Origin of the sequence: Rhodococcus sp. MEB041, assembly GCF_030208955.1 — a bacterium.
GTDB lineage: Bacteria > Actinomycetota > Actinomycetes > Mycobacteriales > Mycobacteriaceae > Rhodococcoides.
Genome location: NZ_JARVSZ010000005.1, coordinates 443,735 through 460,767 on the forward strand (window position 1 = coordinate 443,735; position 17,033 = coordinate 460,767).

Annotated in this window: 17 protein-coding genes; 13 read left to right on the top strand and 4 right to left on the bottom strand. The window is 69.0% G+C overall.

Annotation, left to right across the window (positions count from 1 at the left end):
* Positions 1-43 precede the first annotated feature (43 nt).
* The 8 genes from QRN16_RS16230 to QRN16_RS16265 are packed head-to-tail and all read left to right on the top strand — an operon-like array spanning position 44 to position 8,460.
* A complete protein-coding gene (locus tag QRN16_RS16230) occupies positions 44-1,000 on the top strand; it encodes an amino acid ABC transporter permease (protein ID WP_231476123.1) in 957 nt (318 codons plus the stop codon).
* The gene (locus QRN16_RS16235; RefSeq protein ID WP_285188263.1) at positions 997-1,779 is read left to right on the top strand and encodes an amino acid ABC transporter ATP-binding protein; all 783 of its coding nucleotides are present in this window, start codon (positions 997-999) and stop codon (positions 1,777-1,779) included. The genes QRN16_RS16230 and QRN16_RS16235 overlap by 4 nt, the downstream gene beginning before the upstream one ends.
* 36 nt (positions 1,780-1,815) lie before the next feature.
* A complete protein-coding gene (locus tag QRN16_RS16240) occupies positions 1,816-2,784 on the top strand; it encodes an ABC transporter substrate-binding protein (RefSeq protein WP_027504017.1) in 969 nt (322 codons plus the stop codon).
* A gap of 23 nt (positions 2,785-2,807) precedes the next feature.
* The gene (locus QRN16_RS16245; RefSeq protein ID WP_051612945.1) at positions 2,808-3,311 is read left to right on the top strand and encodes a GNAT family N-acetyltransferase; all 504 of its coding nucleotides are present in this window, start codon (positions 2,808-2,810) and stop codon (positions 3,309-3,311) included.
* 45 nt (positions 3,312-3,356) lie between these two features.
* Complete coding sequence (locus QRN16_RS16250) at positions 3,357-4,985, top strand: ABC transporter substrate-binding protein (RefSeq protein ID WP_285188266.1); 1,629 nt, start codon at positions 3,357-3,359, stop codon at positions 4,983-4,985.
* Position 4,986: 1 nt separating this feature from the next.
* Positions 4,987-5,958: an ABC transporter permease gene (locus QRN16_RS16255; RefSeq protein ID WP_056447215.1), complete on the top strand. Its 972-nt coding sequence runs from the start codon at positions 4,987-4,989 to the stop codon at positions 5,956-5,958.
* A complete protein-coding gene (locus QRN16_RS16260; RefSeq protein WP_056447219.1) occupies positions 5,951-6,835 on the top strand; it encodes an ABC transporter permease in 885 nt (294 codons plus the stop codon). Before QRN16_RS16255 ends, QRN16_RS16260 begins: the two co-directional genes overlap by 8 nt.
* Entirely contained in the window at positions 6,832-8,460 is a 1,629-nt protein-coding gene (locus QRN16_RS16265) for a dipeptide ABC transporter ATP-binding protein (RefSeq protein WP_285188270.1), read from the top strand. The genes QRN16_RS16260 and QRN16_RS16265 overlap by 4 nt, the downstream gene beginning before the upstream one ends.
* A gap of 185 nt (positions 8,461-8,645) precedes the next feature.
* Here QRN16_RS16265 and QRN16_RS16270 read toward each other — a convergent pair whose 3' ends face one another.
* Complete coding sequence (locus QRN16_RS16270) at positions 8,646-10,019, bottom strand: MFS transporter (protein WP_285188272.1); 1,374 nt, start codon at positions 10,017-10,019, stop codon at positions 8,646-8,648.
* Positions 10,020-10,099: 80 nt separating this feature from the next.
* Here QRN16_RS16270 and QRN16_RS16275 point away from each other — a divergent pair, with 80 nt between their 5' ends.
* The 3 genes from QRN16_RS16275 to msrA all read left to right on the top strand — a co-directional run bounded on the left by QRN16_RS16275 (position 10,100) and on the right by msrA (position 12,147).
* Positions 10,100-10,615: a winged helix-turn-helix transcriptional regulator gene (locus QRN16_RS16275; protein WP_285188274.1), complete on the top strand. Its 516-nt coding sequence runs from the start codon at positions 10,100-10,102 to the stop codon at positions 10,613-10,615.
* A gap of 109 nt (positions 10,616-10,724) precedes the next feature.
* Positions 10,725-11,525, top strand: coding sequence for a GAF and ANTAR domain-containing protein (locus QRN16_RS16280; protein WP_261769686.1), 801 nt, complete (start codon positions 10,725-10,727; stop codon positions 11,523-11,525).
* An 85-nt stretch (positions 11,526-11,610) separates the two neighbouring features.
* Entirely contained in the window at positions 11,611-12,147 is a 537-nt protein-coding gene (msrA, locus tag QRN16_RS16285; RefSeq protein ID WP_027504010.1) for a peptide-methionine (S)-S-oxide reductase MsrA, read from the top strand.
* A 30-nt stretch (positions 12,148-12,177) separates the two neighbouring features.
* On the opposite strand, the gene QRN16_RS16290 is transcribed toward msrA, so the two are convergent.
* Together QRN16_RS16290 and QRN16_RS16295 are read right to left on the bottom strand one after the other, a co-directional pair.
* Positions 12,178-12,978 carry a HugZ family pyridoxamine 5'-phosphate oxidase gene (locus QRN16_RS16290; RefSeq protein WP_285188276.1) on the bottom strand — a complete coding sequence of 267 codons (801 nt, stop codon included), beginning with the start codon at positions 12,976-12,978 and terminating at the stop codon, positions 12,178-12,180.
* Between the two features lie 220 nt (positions 12,979-13,198).
* On the bottom strand, positions 13,199-13,927 hold the full coding sequence (locus tag QRN16_RS16295) for a pirin family protein (protein ID WP_285188279.1): 729 nt from the start codon (positions 13,925-13,927) through the stop codon (positions 13,199-13,201).
* Between the two features lie 85 nt (positions 13,928-14,012).
* On the opposite strand from QRN16_RS16295, the gene QRN16_RS16300 reads away from it, so the two are divergent.
* Positions 14,013-14,819, top strand: a complete 807-nt coding sequence (locus QRN16_RS16300) for an SDR family NAD(P)-dependent oxidoreductase (protein ID WP_235578817.1) — start codon at positions 14,013-14,015, stop codon at positions 14,817-14,819.
* On the opposite strand, the gene QRN16_RS16305 is transcribed toward QRN16_RS16300, so the two are convergent.
* Positions 14,807-16,033 carry an MFS transporter gene (locus QRN16_RS16305; protein WP_056447237.1) on the bottom strand — a complete coding sequence of 409 codons (1,227 nt, stop codon included), beginning with the start codon at positions 16,031-16,033 and terminating at the stop codon, positions 14,807-14,809. The genes QRN16_RS16300 and QRN16_RS16305 overlap by 13 nt on opposite strands.
* A gap of 85 nt (positions 16,034-16,118) precedes the next feature.
* Here QRN16_RS16305 and QRN16_RS16310 point away from each other — a divergent pair, with 85 nt between their 5' ends.
* Positions 16,119-17,027 carry a LysR family transcriptional regulator gene (locus QRN16_RS16310; protein WP_222627529.1) on the top strand — a complete coding sequence of 303 codons (909 nt, stop codon included), beginning with the start codon at positions 16,119-16,121 and terminating at the stop codon, positions 17,025-17,027.
* Positions 17,028-17,033 lie beyond the last annotated feature (6 nt).

Sequence of the window (17,033 nt, forward strand, 5' to 3'; positions counted from 1 at the left end):
AAGGCACAGCGATGTTCGCTGCCCTCACGCACCGGTGCAGCCGGTGACTCAACTCCACGATCGACCGGTCGCCACCGACGCCGGTGACGTCTCGGATCACGACCTCGTCGTCGCACGCACGGTGCACCCGTGGCGGTGGATCATCGCCGTCGCGACCCTGGTCCTTCTCGCACAGTTCGTCCACGGGCTGGTGACCAACGCCGGCTGGGACTGGGGCACCTTCGCTCAGTACTTCACGGCGCGGTCCGTCGTCACTGCTCTGTGGCTCACGATCCAGCTGACCTTCTGGGGCACCCTCATCGGGTTCGCACTCGGCATCGCTCTCGCGGCGGCGCGGTTGTCGCAGAACCCGGTCCTGCAGATCATCTCCTGGTTCTACATCTGGGCGTTCCGGTCGATCCCGCTGATCGTGCAACTGCTGTTCTGGTTCAACATCGCCTACCTGTATCAGCGTTTGTCCCTGGGCATTCCGTTCGGACCGAGCTTCGTCGAGTTCGACGTCAACAGTGTCATCAGCGGGTCCACTGCGGCGATCATCGGTCTGGCCCTGCATCAGGCGGCGTACTCGGCGGAGATCGTGCGCGCCGGCATCATCTCGGTCGATCAGGGGCAGCTCGAAGCCGCTGCGGCGCTGGGGATCCCGAAGCGACGCGAATTCTTCGCGATCGTGCTGCCGCAGGCCATGAGGGGAATCCTCCCCAACGCGGCCAACGAGGTGATCAGTCTCTTCAAGGGCACCTCGATCGTCTCGGTCATGGCCATCGCCGAGCTGTTCTATCAGGTCCAGGTGATCTACGGACGGACCGGCCGTGTCGTCCCGATGCTCATGGTCGCGACGGTCTGGTACGTGATTCTGACGTCCGTCCTGTCCGTGGTGCAGTTCTACGTCGAGCGGCACTACTCCAAGGGTGCACTGCGCACGGTGCCGCTCACGCCGATCCAGAAGTTGCGTTCGCGCATCGCCGCGCTGCCGCTGTCACCGAGGGGAGCAACTCGATGACCGCCCAGATCGAGACTGCGCGGTATGCGGTCGAGGTACGGGGAGTGCACAAGTCCTACGGTGCCCTCGAGGTCCTGAAAGGCGTGGACCTGGCCGTGCGGCCGGGGGAGGTCACGGCCATTCTCGGACCCTCCGGGTCGGGCAAGTCCACTCTGCTGCGCACGGTGAACCACCTCGAGAAGGTCGACGCCGGATCCGTCCGAGTGGACGGTGCCCTCGTGGGATACCGCCGCAGAGGCCGGAAACTGCACGAACTGACGCCGAAGGAGATCCGGCGCCAGCGCTCGCAGATCGGCTTCGTCTTCCAGAACTTCACCCTGTTCCCGCACCTCACGGTGCTCGAGAACGTGGTCGAGGCACCCGTGTCCGCACAGCGACGTCCGCGGTCGGAGGTGGAACCCGAGGCTCTCGCACTCCTGTCGCGGGTCGGTGTCGCTGACAAGGCGCACGACTACCCGCGGCGGTTGTCCGGCGGGCAACAGCAACGCGTCGCGATCGCCCGGGCGCTGGCGCTGCGCCCGAAGGTGATCCTGTTCGACGAACCCACGTCGGCACTCGATCCCGAGCTGGTGGGCGAGGTGCTCGATGTCATCCGCGGTCTCGCCGCAGACGGCGCGACGCTCGTCATCGTCACGCACGAGGTCGGCTTCGCACGCGAGGTCGCCGACACCGTGGTGTTCATGGACGGCGGCGTCGTCCTCGAACAGGGTTCTCCTGCAGAGGTGTTCGACACCCCGACCCACAGTCGCACTCGAGAATTCCTCTCCCGGGTTCTCTGATTCCCACGCACACCTCTCCCGAAAGTGACCTCTCCCATGTCTCGATCGTCCCGTCGCCTCGCGTCGGTCCTGTCCTCCGTCGCCGTCCTCGCGCTCGTCGCGTCCGCGTGCGGCGAACCCGCAGCCGAGAACACCGTGGTGTCCGAAGCCGGTGTCTCCTATGATCTCTCGCCCGAGCAGTCCGGGCGCATCCACACCGAGAAGGTGGACGACATCGCGGCGAAGGTGCCGCAGGCAATCCGTGATCGCGGAACCCTCGTCGTCACCGGAACAGCGGGTGCCACTCCGCCTCTCGGCTTCTATGCCACCGACGACACCACCGTCGTCGGATCCGAGATCGATCTCGCGAGCCTCTTCGCCGACGTCCTCGGTCTCTCGGTCGACCGCCGGACCGCGGACTGGGCCCAGAACTTCGTCAAGATCGATTCGGGCGAGAACGACGCCTTCATCTCGAACGTGACGGTCACGGAGGAGCGCAAGGAGAAGTACGACTTCGCCACCTACCGCCTCGACAACGTCGCCCTCGAGGTTCCGACGGACTCCGACTGGACGTTCACCGACCGCAAGGACATCGCCGGCAAGAAGATCGGTGTCTCGTCCGGTACCAACCAGGAACAACTGCTCGTCGACTGGAACACGCAGAACGGGGCGGAGGGCATCGCGCCCGCCGAGATCGTCTACTACCAGAACGCCGCCGACTACTACCTCGCCCTGTCCTCGAAGCGCATCGACGGGTACCTCGGACCCAATCCGTCCGCGCAGTACCACTCGTCGAGCACAGGGGAGTCGAAGATCATCGGCACCTTCTCCGGTGCGGGCGAGGCGCTCCAGGGTGAGATCGCCGTCCTGGTGAAGAAGGACAGCGGGCTCGCCGAGGCGTTCGCGGACGCCATCGATCACACCATCGAGAACGGGACCTACCAGCAGGTGCTGGACAAGTGGGGGCTCGGCGGCGAGGCCGTGTCGGCCTCGGAGATCAATCCACCCGGGCTCCCGAAGAAGTGACCTCGGTCCGACAAGGAGCACCCGTGGCCGGCAGCGATCGCCCGCAGCTCGAGGTCGCGCGAGTCGACCAGGGCGATCCGCTGGCACGACCCCTGCTCGCGGAGCTGGCGATCGAGTACAGCACCCGCTACGGCGGGACCGCCGACCAGATGTACTCGGCTCTGTCCACCCATCCGGCAGAGGACTTCGCGCCGCCGCACGGCGGGCTGATCGTGCTCCTCGAGAACGGTGAACCTGTTGCCGGCGGGGCGTTTCGGCGTCACGACGAGCAGACCGCCGAACTGAAGCGCATCTGGACGTCCGCATCGCACCGCCGACGAGGACTCGCTCGGCGCGTTCTCACCGAACTCGAATCGGAGATCGCTGTCCGAAACTACGAGAGCATCCACCTCACCACCGGGTGGCGCCAACCGGAGGCTGTCGGCCTGTATCTGGCGGCGGGGTACACACCGCTGTTCGACCCGGTGGCCCCGCCGGCCGAGGGCGTGCCCCGTGCGTTCCGGAAGACGACTCGACCCACCAACTGACCCCCGTTCTTCGTTCCTGCACACACACCTCTTGGAGTTGACCCAGTGATCGACCGCCATCAACGGACACCCGCCGTCAGTGCCGCGATCGGCCTCGTCGCCCTGACCACGGCCCTCACCGCCTGCGGCGGCGCTGCTGGTTCGGCGGGCGCCGACGCCGGCCCCGCTCAGCCGGGAGGCACCCTGAACTACGGACTCTCCACAGCGCCGACGTGCTCGGATCCCGCGCAGGCAGGGACCAACCAGACGATCTACGTCACGCGCGCCGTGGTCGACTCACTCACCGATCAGGATCCCGACACTGGCGAGATCGTGCCGTGGCTCGCCGAGAAGTGGGAGACCGACGCGGATGCGACGTCGTTCACGTTCACACTGAAGGACGGGGTGTCGTTCAGCGACGGCACACCGGTCACCGCGCAGTCGGTCAAGAACAACTTCGACGCCATCGTGGGCACGCTCGGGGCGGCGAAGGCGCCGCTCGCCGCCAGCTATCTCGCGGGATACGTCGGGACGACCGTGGTCGACCCGCGGACCGCGCAGGTGACCTTCTCGTCGCCCAATGCGCAGTTCCTGCAGGCATCGGCGACCTCACAGCTGGGACTGCAGGCCGATGCCACCACGTCGCTGTCCGCCGAGGAGCGCTGCCAGGGCGGAAACATCGGCAGTGGCCCGTTCACGTACACCGACTACCAGCAGGATCGATCGGTGAGTGTGGCCAGGCGAGCCGGCTATTCCTGGGGTTCGCCGGCGTTCGGTCACACCGGTGAGGCCTACCTTGACGGCATCGAGTTCACGGTGGTGCCGGAATCGGGCGTCCGGACCGGAAGCCTGTCGTCGGGTCAGCTCGACGCCGTCAGCGACGCGCTCCCGCAGGACGCACCGACCATCGAGGCGACCGGCGGTCGAGTGCTGACGACGTCGAATCCCGGAACACCCTTCGGTATCGCGCCCAATGTCTCGCGAGGCGTACTGGCCGACCCGGACGTGCGCCGCGCACTCGTCCCCGCGATCGACCGTCAGCAGTTGGTCGACACCGTCCTCGGCCCGAACTTCCTGCCGGCGACCAGCACTCTCGCGAGCAGGACGCCCGGCTACGTGTCGCTGCCCGACGTGACCTTCGACGCCGACGCGGCGCGGACCGAGCTCGACCGTGCGGGTTGGGTACCGGCCGCGGACGGGATCCGCGAGAAGGACGGTCAGCGGCTCAGCTTCTCGATCCTGTTCAGCGCAGTGTTCGCGGGCAACCAGGCGATTCTCGAGTTGCTGCAGCAGCAGTTGCGGGACGTCGGTGTCGATGCCCGGCTCGAGCTGACGTCCGTGCCCGAGTCGATCGCACGACAGAACGCCGGTGACTTCGACGCGACGTACTACAACAGCACGCGTGCCGACGGCGACATCCTGCGGACGTCGTTCGCGGCGGACGGCCGAAATCTCAACCAGCGTGGCCCGATCGCCGATCTGGATGCCTCGTTGACCGATCAGCTGCGCACGACGGACACGACGCAGCGCGGCGAGTACCTGGCGAACGCACAGCAGCAGGTGCTCGACAACGGACTGTGGATCCCGACCGTCGAACTGTCGCAGGCGGTCGGCGCGAGCTCGGCGGTGCAGGACCAGAGGTTCGACGCGTCTGCTCGGCTGCAGTTCTTCGACACCTGGTTGAGCAGGAGCTGACATGCTTCGCTACCTCGGCCTGCGCGTCCTGCAGGCGATCGGTGTCCTGTGGGCCGCGTTCACCATCTCCTTCGTGGTGCTGTTCCTGCTGCCCTCTGATCCGGTGAGCATCGCGGTCGATTCCGGCGGCGGCAGTGGCACCCCGGTGGACGCGGCCGCGGTCGCCGAGCTGCAGGCCCGGTACGGACTGGACAAGCCTGTCCTCGAGCAGTACTGGACATCGCTCACCAGCGCGATCCGCGGTGACTTCGGCACGTCCATCTCCACGGGTCAGCCGGTGACCACCGCGATCCTGGACGCCGTTCCGAGCACCCTCGCCCTGGCCGGTCTCGCGCTGATGCTCGCCGTCGGTGTCGGTGGGGGGCTCGCCTTCCTCGCTACCTACACCCGCGCACGATGGTTGCGTACCGCGCTGCTCTCCCTCCCTCCGCTGGGCGTCGCGGTGCCGACGTTCTGGGTGGGACTCCTGCTCCTGCAGGTGTTCTCGTTCGGGCTGCCGATCTTCCCGGCGTTCGGCGACCGCGGGTTCGGATCGCTGGTGCTGCCGGCGATCACGCTGGCGGTACCGACCGGGGCCGTCATCGCGCAGGTGCTCGCGACCAGCCTGACCACGACGTGGCGGCAACCGTTCACCACCGCGGCCGAGGCGAAGGGTGCGTCCCGGTGGCGGATCCAGACTCGCCACGTGCTGCGCCTGGCCAGCGTGCCGGCGTTCACCATCGCCGGCGTCCTCGTCGGCGAACTGTTGGCCGGTTCGGTGGTCGTCGAGACCGTGTTCTCCCGGGCCGGCGTGGGCCGACTGACGCAGACATCGGTTCTCGCGCAGGACATCCCGGTGGTGCAGGGAATCGTGGTCCTCACGTCGCTGGTGTTCGTGGTCGTCACGCTGGCCGTGGACATCGTGTACCCCCTGATCGATCCCCGGATCGTCCAGCGCACCACCCGACCCACGAAGGAGCCGGCCCATGTCTGACGTCCTGGTACGAGAGACGGTCCACGCGAACGTCTCGCCCGAGCCGACGTCCCGTCGACGGCGAGTGACCCCGCGGGCCGTCGGCGGCAGGATCGGCGTGGCGGTGTCGGTGGCCGTCCTGATCGTCGCCGTCGGGTTCGCCGTCGTCCCGTCTCTGTTCGCCAGTGGGGATCCCTTGCGCGGCGTCCCGGCGGAGAAGTTGCAGGGACCCAGCGCCGCTCACTGGTTCGGCACCGACAACATCGGCCGCGACGTCTGGACCCGGGTCGTGCACGGCGCCGGGTTGTCGCTCAGCGCGACGCTGATGGCCGTGGCCATCGCGCTCGTGGCGGGATCGATTCTCGGCCTGATCGGAGGCGCTGTCGGCGGAACCGTCGACGCGGTGCTCATGCGTCTCGTCGACGTGCTGTTGTCCATCCCGACTCTGCTGCTGGCCCTGGCCCTGGTCACCGCTCTCGGTTTCGGAACCGTGAACGTCGCGATCGCCGTCGGTGTCACCCTCGTCGCGAGCTTCGCGCGCGTGATGCGGTCCGAGGTGCTGCGCGTAAGGCGGTCGCTGTACGTGGAGGCCGCCTTCGCGTCGGGTTCGCGGTGGCACACCGTGCTGTGGACCCACATTCTCCGGAACGCGTACCCACCCGTGATCGCCCTGGCGGCAGTGCAGTTCGGCATGGCCGTGCTCGCGGTGTCGTCGCTCAGTTTCCTCGGTTTCGGAGCGGTACCGCCCACACCGGAGTGGGGTTCGCTCGTGTCGGAGGGGCGCAACTTCCTCGCCACCTCCTGGTGGCTCACCACGCTGCCCGGTCTCGTCATCGTGGCGGTCGTGCTGTCGGCACACAGAGTCGGCCACGCGCTGGATCGGGGTGATCGAGCATGAGCAGCAGGAGTGGAGCCGGCGGAACGACCCGGACGAGCCTGCTCAGGGTCGACGGTCTGCGCGTGTCGTACGGGGCGACAGAGGCAGTGCGGGGTGTCGACTTCGAGATCGCGCGGGGTGAGGTGCTCGCCCTGGTCGGCGAGTCCGGCAGCGGCAAGACGACCACGGCCCAGGCGATCATCGGTCTCCTCGCCGGATCGGGCACCGTCACCGGGGGCACCGTCACGTTCGACGGTGACCGTGTCGACGACGCGGGACACCGTCGGTGGGAGAAGCTTCGCGGTGCGCACATCGGTCTGGTGCCGCAGGACCCGACCACGTCGCTCAATCCCGTGAAGCGAGTGGGGGAGCAGGTCGCAGAGGTGCTCCGCATCCACGGCCGGGCCGACCGGCGCAGCGCCGCGGCGGCGGCCGTGCGGATACTCGACGAGGCGGGGATCGACAATCCGGAGCTCCGTGCTCGGCAGTATCCGCAAGACCTGTCCGGCGGGCAGCGTCAGCGCGTGCTCATCGGTGTCGCGCTGGCGTGCGAGCCGGAGCTGGTGATCGCCGACGAGCCGACCAGCGCTCTGGACGTGACCGTGCAGCGCCGCATTCTCGACCACCTCGCGGATCGGATCGCCGAGCACGGCACCTCGGTACTGCTGATCACGCACGACCTCGGGGTCGCGGCCGACCGCGCCGATCGGATCGCCGTCATGCGTGACGGTGAGATCGTCGAGATCGGGCCGGCGCGAGAGGTGTTGGAGAACCCGACCGCCGACTACACGAGAAGCCTGATCGCGTCCGCGCCGTCTCTGACGTCGGTACGGCTGCCGCGTGCGACGCGCGAGGCGCAGCCGGTCCTGTTGTCGCTGAGACACGTGTCCAAGACGTTCCGCATCGGTCGTGGGCAGAACCTGACGGCGGTGGACGGGGTGTCGCTCGACGTCGAGCGCGGACGGACGGTGTCGATCGTCGGGGAGAGCGGCTCGGGAAAGTCCACCACCGCTCGCATCGCCCTACGGCTCGAGAACCCGTCGGCGGGGTCGGTCGTCTTCGACGGCGACGACATCACGTCCGCACGCGGCAGGGAGTTGCGCACCCTCAGGCGACGCTTCCAGATCGTGTATCAGAACTCGTACGCATCGCTGAATCCCGCACTGCGCGTGCGGGACATCGTGGCGGAACCGCTCGTCGCGTTCGGGCTCGGATCACGCTCCACGCGTCCCGCCCGGGTGGCCGAACTGCTCGAGCAGGTTGCCCTGGCGCCGGAGTACCTCGACAGGCGCCCCGCCGAGCTGTCCGGTGGGCAGCGCCAGCGGGTCGCCATCGCCCGCGCGCTGGCTCTCCACCCGGAGTTGCTCGTGCTCGACGAACCGGTGTCCGCACTGGACGTCTCGGTGCAGGCGCAGATTCTCGAACTCCTCACTCGGCTGCAGGACGAGCTGGATCTGAGCTATCTGTTCATCTCCCACGATCTCGCGGTCGTGCGGCAGATCAGCGACACGGTGCTGGTGATGCGCAACGGGCGAGTGGTCGAGTCCGGGTCGGCGGAGGACGTGTTCGATCGACCGCAGCACGAGTACACCAGGGAACTGCGCAACGCCGTTCCGGGAACGGGAGTCGACGCACGACCGTCGTGACCTTTCCGATCACGCCGAGCAGAACTGTGTCTCCGCGCGCCGCGCGGCTCTAGCGTCGGGCCATGACCTGGAACTCGATCATCGATTCGATTCGTCACTGGGTGTCCGACTGGAGCGACGAGTCTGCCGCCGGCTGCGTCGAGGCCGCGGTGCGCACCTCGTTCTGAGGGCGCGCGACGACGCTGTCAGCGTGCGGCTCTCGGCCGTGTCGCCGCGACGACCGCGGCCCCCAGCGCGGTGATCGCCATGACGACGATCACGGCGTGGTTCCAGCCGTCGAATACCGCGGACGGCGCGGTGCCGGCCGACAGGACCACCACCGACACCACGGTCACGCCGATCGCCGAGCCGAGGTAGCGCGCGGTGTTGTTCGCCCCGCTTCCCATGGCGGCGCGCCCGGCTGGGACGCTCGCGACGGCCTCGCGGCCGAGGGCGGCGTTGACTATTCCTGTCGCGGCGCCGGCCAGGACGAGACCCGGCACGAGGCGCAGGGGCGACGACGTCTCGGACAGTCCGAGTAACAGCCCCGTCCCGACGGCGACACCGACGAGGCCCAGGGCCAGTTGCGTTCGGCCGGAGACGGACGCGGGTATGCGCCGCGCGAGCAGGGCGGTGATCACGCTCGTCGCCGACCAGCCGAAGAGCAGGAAGGCGCTGTGGAGTGCGTCCAGACCGAATGCGGCGCCGACGAATCCGGCCATGTACGACATCAGCGCGATCACCCCGGCTCCGGTGGCGAGTGCGGCGACGGTGGCGGCGAGGAAGGCGGGTTGGCGCAGCAGCGTGAGATCGAGCATGGGCGACGCGGTCCGGCGTTCGTGCAGAACGAAACCCGCGAGCAACAGCGCGGCCACGGCGAGCAGGACGAGGGGTAGGGGTCGCGTCCACCCGGCACGGCCCTCGACGAGCGCGGCGAGGAGGGCCGACAGACCCCCGGACAGGGCGACGGCGCCGATCAGGTCCAGTCCGCGCGGTGTCTCCGTGCGGGATTCGGCGAGGAGGCGCCCTGCGACGACCGCGGCGACGAGTGTCAGCGCGGTGAGCAGCCAGTACCCCTCGCGCCACGTGGCGAGACGATCCGAGGTCGCGGACAGCAGGGGCCCGAGGGTGATGCCCGCGCCGACGGCCGCGCCCCAGATGCCGCTGGCGCGGGCGCGCAGCGGGCCGGGTTCGAAGGCGTGCGCGATGACGCCGAGACTCGACGCCAGCACCGCGCCCGCGCCGACGCCCTGGACCACGCGGGCGAGGACGAACACGAGCGTGGACGGCGCGGCCGCGCACACAGCGGACGCGAGGGCGAGGACGACGAGACCGAGAACGAAGGTGCGGCGACGGCCGATGTCGTCGGCGAGTGCGCCGGACACCAGCAACGCGGCACTGAGGCCGATGCTCATCGAGCTCAGGATCCAGGTTCTGCCCGACGCGTCGCTCCCGAGCGTCGCGGCGGTGCTGCCGATGGTCGCCAGGGGAAACGTGAACGCAGCCAGGGCGAGGAGGGTCCCGAACGCCGCGACGGGCAGGGGACGGGCGAGAGGTGGTGCGGATCGCTGCTGAGTCATGCCCGTCCTTCGGTTCGGTGAGCGAACCGTAACCCGCCGATATGGTTCGGTCAACAGACCGTTCGAGGTAGGCTCGAGCCATGGCGATGGGAACGGATTACGCCGCGCAGGACTGCTCGCTCGCTCGCGCCCTGGAGATCGTGGGGGAGCGGTGGACACTGCTCGTCGTGCGGGACTCCCTGTTCGGTGTGCGCCGGTTCTCCGACTTCCAGCACCACCTCGGCATCTCGAAGGCAGTGCTGTCGCAGCGCCTGTCGGCCCTGGTGGACCACGGATTGCTGAGCAGGGAACGTGTCGGTGGGCGTGAGGAATACCGTCCCACCGAGATCCTCGTCGACCTGTGGCCCGCGCTGCACGCGTTGACCGTGTGGGGTGAACGAGCAGCGCCCGCGCAGGACGGCCCCCGTCGGGTGTTCCGACACGAACCGTGCGGCGGTGAGCTCGACGATCACGGCAGCTGCCCGCAGTGCGGGACCGTGCCCGCTGCCGGTCGGGTCGTCATGTCGCCGGGGCCGGGTGTGACCGCGACCCCGCGGCCGAACACCGTGTCCCGTGCGCTCCGCGCACCTCGTCGGTTGCTCGAGCCGATCAGGTGACGGCGACACCCGGCGCGAGGTGAAGGGGGGCGGTCGCGCGACGGCCTCCGGGGCCTCGCTCTATTCTGGACCGGGTCGGAAACACAGGTCCGCGACACGGTCGGTTGTCATGGGCGTCGAGAGTGGGGAACACATGACGGTGCCGTACGGCGATCGCGGCGATCTCGTCCGCACCATCGACGAGGACACCTCCGTCGATCAGCAGGCGTCGGCGCTCGGCAAAATCGCCGAGATGGCCCGCACTCTCCGCGGAACCCGTCGATCGGTGGACGACACGCTGACAGCCCTGGTGCGGTCGGCCACGCAGCTCATGCCCGGCGTCGACCATGCGTGCGTCACCGTGATGACCGGTGCGCGGCGCACCATCCACGCCCGCACCGACGACGTCGCCGCCGATCTCTGCCGTGTGCAGTTCGAACTGGGTGAGGGGCCCACCGAGAACGAGATCTGGCAGATCGACACCGTCGTGGCCGAGAATCTCGGCAGCGAGCGGCGGTGGCCCTCCTTCGCCGCGGCCGCACGCGACAGGGGAATCGAGTCGATGGCGGCGTTCCGCCTCTACACCGATCCGTCGGCGCGTGATCTCGGCGTGTTGCTGCTGTTCAGCAGGACTGCCGACGCCTTCGACGCCGATGCTCAGATGGTCGGATCCGCGCTCGCCGCCCACGGCGCGGTGGCGCTGCTCAGTGCCCGCGACGACCAGAACTTCCGGGACGGCCTCGCGAGTCGCGACATCATCGGCCAGGCCAAGGGGATCCTCATGGAGCGATTCGACGTCGATGCCGTGCAGGCCTTCACGATGCTCGCCCACATCTCCCAGTCCGAGAACCGCCCGCTGCGGGAGGTCGCGCTGTCTCTGATCGAGGAGTCGCATCCCACGAGGTCCGTCGAGGTTCCGCCCGTCGCGTGACGGCCCGCCGGAACTGCCCGTCGGAACAACGCGGTGCGCGCGGACGTTGTCGGAACAGAGTGTTACTGCGACAAGAGGAGACACCATGGCGGACAGCACACAGGCAGGTTCCACGACCGAGACGGCCATCCTGGCGGGTGGATGCTTCTGGGGTGTCGAGGAACTGATCCGCAAGCAGCCAGGCGTGCTCTCCACGCGCGTCGGGTACTCGGGCGGAGACGTGCCGAACGCAACGTACCGGAACCACGGCACGCACGCCGAGGCGGTCGAGATCGTGTTCGACCCGACCCGGACGACCTACCGCGACATCCTGGAGTTCTTCTTCCAGATTCACGACCCGTCGACGAAGAACCGTCAGGGCAACGACCGCGGAGTGAGCTACCGCTCGGCGATCTTCTACACCTCCGACGAGCAGAAGCACGTCGCGCTGGACACGATCGCCGACGTCGACGCGTCCGGTATATGGCCCGGAAAGGTGGTCACCGAGGTCACCGCGGCGAGCGAGTTCTGGGAGGCCGAGCCCGAGCACCAGGACTACCTGCAGCGGATCCCCAACGGATACACCTGCCACTGGGTCCGCCCCGACTGGAAGTTGCCGCGCCGGAACGCGGCGGTCAGCTGAGCCGTTCGACCATCGACGCCCGTCGTCCCCTCAGGGGCGGCGGGCGTTTCTCGTCAGCTCGATCGTCGCGGCACGGAGATCGTCGAGTGACGCCAACGGCGACGTGTAGCCGACTCGCGTGTAGGACACGCCTCTCGGTGTGGTGACCGTGATGTCGAGTCCGTAGCGGTCGGCGCCGGTGCACACAGCGGACGTCGCATCGGGGAATCCGCCGAATGCCGCGGTCATCGCGGTGAGTGCGTCCGCGTGGTCGGCGTTCAGGTGCTCCACCGCGGGCCCGCTCACCGGCCGTACCGGATCCGGTACGGCGGCTGCGTAGTCCGCCGCCGTGGCCGAGTCCATGCGGCCGTAGCCGCCCACCCATCTGACTCGGTCCACCGACAGGATCCAGACGGTGAAGTCGCTGTAGTCGATGTAGTACCGCGCCGCCGGAACGGCCACCAGGTGCGCCTCCCGCGCAGCCTCGACGTCCGAGCCCGACGGCCGAAGCGCGGTGCCCGCCAGCGTGATACGTCCGCTCGCGAGCGGATCACTGTTCTCGCCCGGAGCGACGACGGACAGACTCACCCGTGGATCCGCCGCGAGATTGCGACCATGCTCCGCCATGTGGGAGACGCAGAGCACGGGGTTCCCGCCCAGGAGGCCGTACGTCACGTAGGACGCCCACGGATGTCCGTCGGCCGAGAGGCTCGCGAGCGTGGCCGTGTTGGTCGACGCGGCCACCGTGCGCGCCTCCTCCGCCGCGGACGGCCGGCGAGGGTGGGTGACGGGAGCGGTGGGCGTCGGCATCGACGGGGCGTCGCCGGGGTCGCCGTGATCGAGAGTGGCCATGGGCGAACACTACCGGCGCCCAGCGCCGACCGGTGGCGCCGGAATGCCCTAGCGGACGGGCGGTCGCAGCAGGAGGGCAGCGCCCGAACCGACACCGACCACCATGAACATCAGCAGCATGACGACGTTGGCCATCTCGTTCTCCGTCTTCCGGGCGGGTACGTCCACATCGCGACCCGTGTGGACAGTTCTCTACCCCCGGCCGTGTGACCGCAAACACTCACGCATGAGCGTGCATCTCCCACACCAGGATCTCGGCCGACGACGTCGTGTGGACGACATGTCCGCCGGTGTCGGTACCGCGGAGCGCGTCACCGTGACCGAGTGTTCCGATGCCGTCGATCTCGACGGTGCCGCGCGCGACGAAGAGGTGGAGGAACGGCGCGGTGGGGAGGGTGACGGGCGTGCCCGGCCGCAGCCGCGCCACGTGGAGCGCCGCCTTGCTCTGGCCCAGTCCGACGGCCGTGCTACCGCGGTCACGGTCGAGTCCCGACGCGACCGTGACCAGGCGGCCGGAGGCCAGTTCGCCTGCCGCCGCGTACTCCTCGTACCCGGGCGGCCGCCCGTTCTCGTCCGGCGGAAGCCACATCTGGACGACCCGGAGCGGTGTCCCGGCGGAATACCCGGCCCCGTTCCGCTCGGAGTGGACGACGCCGGAGCCCGCACTCATCCGCTGCGCCAACCCGGGCGTGATGGTCCCCTCGTTCCCGAGCGAGTCACGGTGCACCAGTGATCCGTCCAGCACCCAGGTCACGATCTCGACGTCGGCGTGCTGGTGGCTGTCGAATCCCTCGCCCGCGTCGACGCTGTCGTCGTTGTGGACGAGCAGCAACCCGTGCGCATTCGCGGCGAGATCGAAGTTGCCCGCCACGGGGAAGGACTGCCAGGAGTCCAGCCACTCGTTGCGCCAGTGGATTCGATCGGCAGCGGGTACGACGACGTCGGGCATGACACGCACAGTACGCGGGCACATCGACACTGCGACGCGATGTGATGACAGCTATCATCAGATGATGGTGGGACGACGGAGACCGTTGGCGGACCTCGCAGGCAAGGTGGTGGTGATCACCGGAGCCGGATCCGGCATGGGCCGCGCGTACGCGGCGGCCTACGCCGCACGCGGGGCGGTCCTCGCGCTCGGCGACATCGACGGCAACGCCCTCGCGGAGACGGTGACGAGCCTGCCCTCTGGCGGCACGGTGCTCACCGAGGTGTACGACGTGGCCGATCGCGACGCCGTCGCGGCCTTCGCCGCCCGCGTCGCCCGGGAGGTGGGCCCGGCGACCGTCGTCGTCAACAACGCCGGCATCGAGGGCGGTTTCCGGCCCGCCTGGCATCTCGACGACGCGTCCTACGACCGGGTGATGGCGGTCAATCTCGGTGGGGTGGTGCACGGGACGCGCGCCTTCCTGCCGCAGCTGATGTCGCGGCCGGCGGCTGCGCTGGTGAACGTGTCCTCCATCTTCGGACTGCAGGGGACGCCGAACCACACCGACTACTGCGCCAGCAAGTTCGCGGTGCGGGGATTCACCGAGGCCCTCGCGACCGAACTCGCCGGGTCCACCGTCTCGGTCCACCTGGTCCATCCGGGCGGCGTGGCGACCAACATCTCGCGGGCCGAGGGATCCCAGCAGTTCGCAGCGAAGTACTACGCCACCTCGCCCGAGGCGGTGGCCGAGCGCGTGGTGCGGGACGTCGAGTCCGGACGGATGCGCATCGTCACCGGACACCGGTCGCGCCAGGTCGCCTTCGGGGCCCGGTTCCTGCCGCTCCCGCTCATGGTCCGGCTCGTCCGTCGCGACATGAACGACATCCTGGACCCCGGCGACTACGCCGACTGAGCCTCGGCGCCGGGCGACCGCAGGACCAGTGCCCACAGAGCGGCGACGACGGCCAGTGCGATGACGAACGCGGCCATGGCTGACCAGCCGTAGGCCTGATACACGACGCCGCCCGTCCAGCCGACGATGCTCGAACCGCCGTAGTAGAAGAGGTTGTAGAGCGACGCCGCCTGAGCGCGACCGTCCGTCGCGCGATGCCCGGTCCATCCGGACGCGATGGCGTGCGCGGCGAAGAATCCCATCGTGAACACCACCAGGCCGAGGAGTACGACGATCAGCGTGTGCGCGATCGTCAGGGCGACCCCGGCGATCATGACGCCCGTCGACCCGGCGAGCACCGCGGAGCGTCCGAACCGGCCGGCCAGCTGTCCGGCGACGCGAGACGAGACGGTTCCGCTGAGATAGGCGATGAAGATGAGGCTGATCAGCGACTGGGGGAGTCCGAACGGGGCTGCCTCGAGGCGGAAGCCCAGATAGTTGTAGACGGTGACGAAGCCGCCCATGAGCAGGAACGCCTGCCCGAACAGCGCGCGCATGCCGGGGTCCCGGAGGTGTGTGGTGACGCGTTTCCCCAGCCCCGGGCCGCCATCCCGCGCAGGGAGCGCGCGCCGCGGTGCGGGGGCGAGGCGCAGGAAGGCGATCGCGGCCACGGCGGCGATGATCGAGACCGTCAGTGTTCCGATGCGCCAGTTCGTGTACTCGGCGACGGGTCCGGCGACGATGCGGCCGAGCAGCCCGCCCAGCGTGGTGCCCGAGACGTAGGTGGCCGCGGCCACCGCGGTGTTCCGGCGGTGCACCTCCTCGCTGAGGTAGGCGATCGCGATGGCCGGCAGCCCGCCGAGGGCGGCGCCCTCCACGAACCGCACCGTCAGCAGCATCGGCAACGACGTGGAGAGCGGGACGACGAGGCCCAGGACGGTGGCCGTGACGATCGAGATGCTCATGGCACGCACCCGGCCGACGCGGTCGGCCACCACGGACCACGGCAGTACGGCGACCGCGACGCCGACCGTGGCGCAGCCCACCGCGAGCGAGGACTGCGACGGCGTGATCGAGAGGTTCGAGGCGATGAGCGGGAGGATGCCCTGGACGGAGTACAGCTGGGCGAAAGTGGCGACACCGGCGAGAAGCAGCCCGGCGACGAGCCTGCGGTACTCGCGGGACCCACGGGTGTGTCCGTCCCAGTCGGTGTCGGTCGCCTCGTCGATGGTCACGGGATCCGACGGTAGGCCGGACGCGACCTATTCGTCCAATGCATTGCATCTCGTACAATCATGATCGTGACGTATCGTTCGATTCATGCGTGAGGAAGCCGAGGCACTCCTGCCTCTGATCCCGACACTGCTCGCCGTGGCGGAGACCGAACACATCACCGAGGCGGCGCACGTCCTCGGCCTCCCGCAGCCGACGGTGAGCCGGCAACTCGCTCGCGCCTCGGCCGCGTTGGGAGTGGCGGTCGTCGAGCGTCGTGGTCGGGGCATCGCCCTCACGCCTGCGGGACGTGCACTGATGCCCTTCCTCGACCGGGCGGTCCGCGAACTCGAGGCCGGGCTCGACGCCATGACCGAGCAGGACGCCCGCACTCGTGGCCGCATCTCGGTCAGCTTCCAGAACACGGTGGGCGAGGGCGTGCTCCCGCTGCTCATCAAGCGCTTCCTCGCCGATCATCCCGCCGTCACGTTCACCCTCGACCAGGGCGCGCGGGCCCGGTGCCTCGACAGACTGGAGGACGGGAGCGCGGACCTCGCATTCGTGGCGCTCGGCACCGAACACGGCACCGACACGTCCTTCGGGCTGTACGACGAGAGGCTCGTGTTGGTCGTCCCGTCCGATCACCGACTGGCGGGCCGCCGATCGGTGGACCTCGTGGAAACGGCGGACGACCCGTACGTGGCGATGGAACACGGGTACGGCATGCGTTCTCTCTGCGAGACACTGTGGGCCGCTGCGGGAATGGCCCCGACCATCGCCTTCGAGGGGCAGGACATCCACACCGTGCGCGGGCTGGTCGGGGCGGGCCTCGGCGTCAGCGTCCTCCCTCGCACGACCACTCCCGCCGGCCCGCTGCCCACGGTCGACATCGCGGTGAACGACCCCGCGGCGCGGCGGCGCATCGGCGTGGTGTGGCCCGCACGCACCCTGCCGGCGCAGGCCCTCGCCTTCCGCGACATGGTGGTGCGGCGAGGGGCCGCTGTCCTGGCGCGCTGACGATCG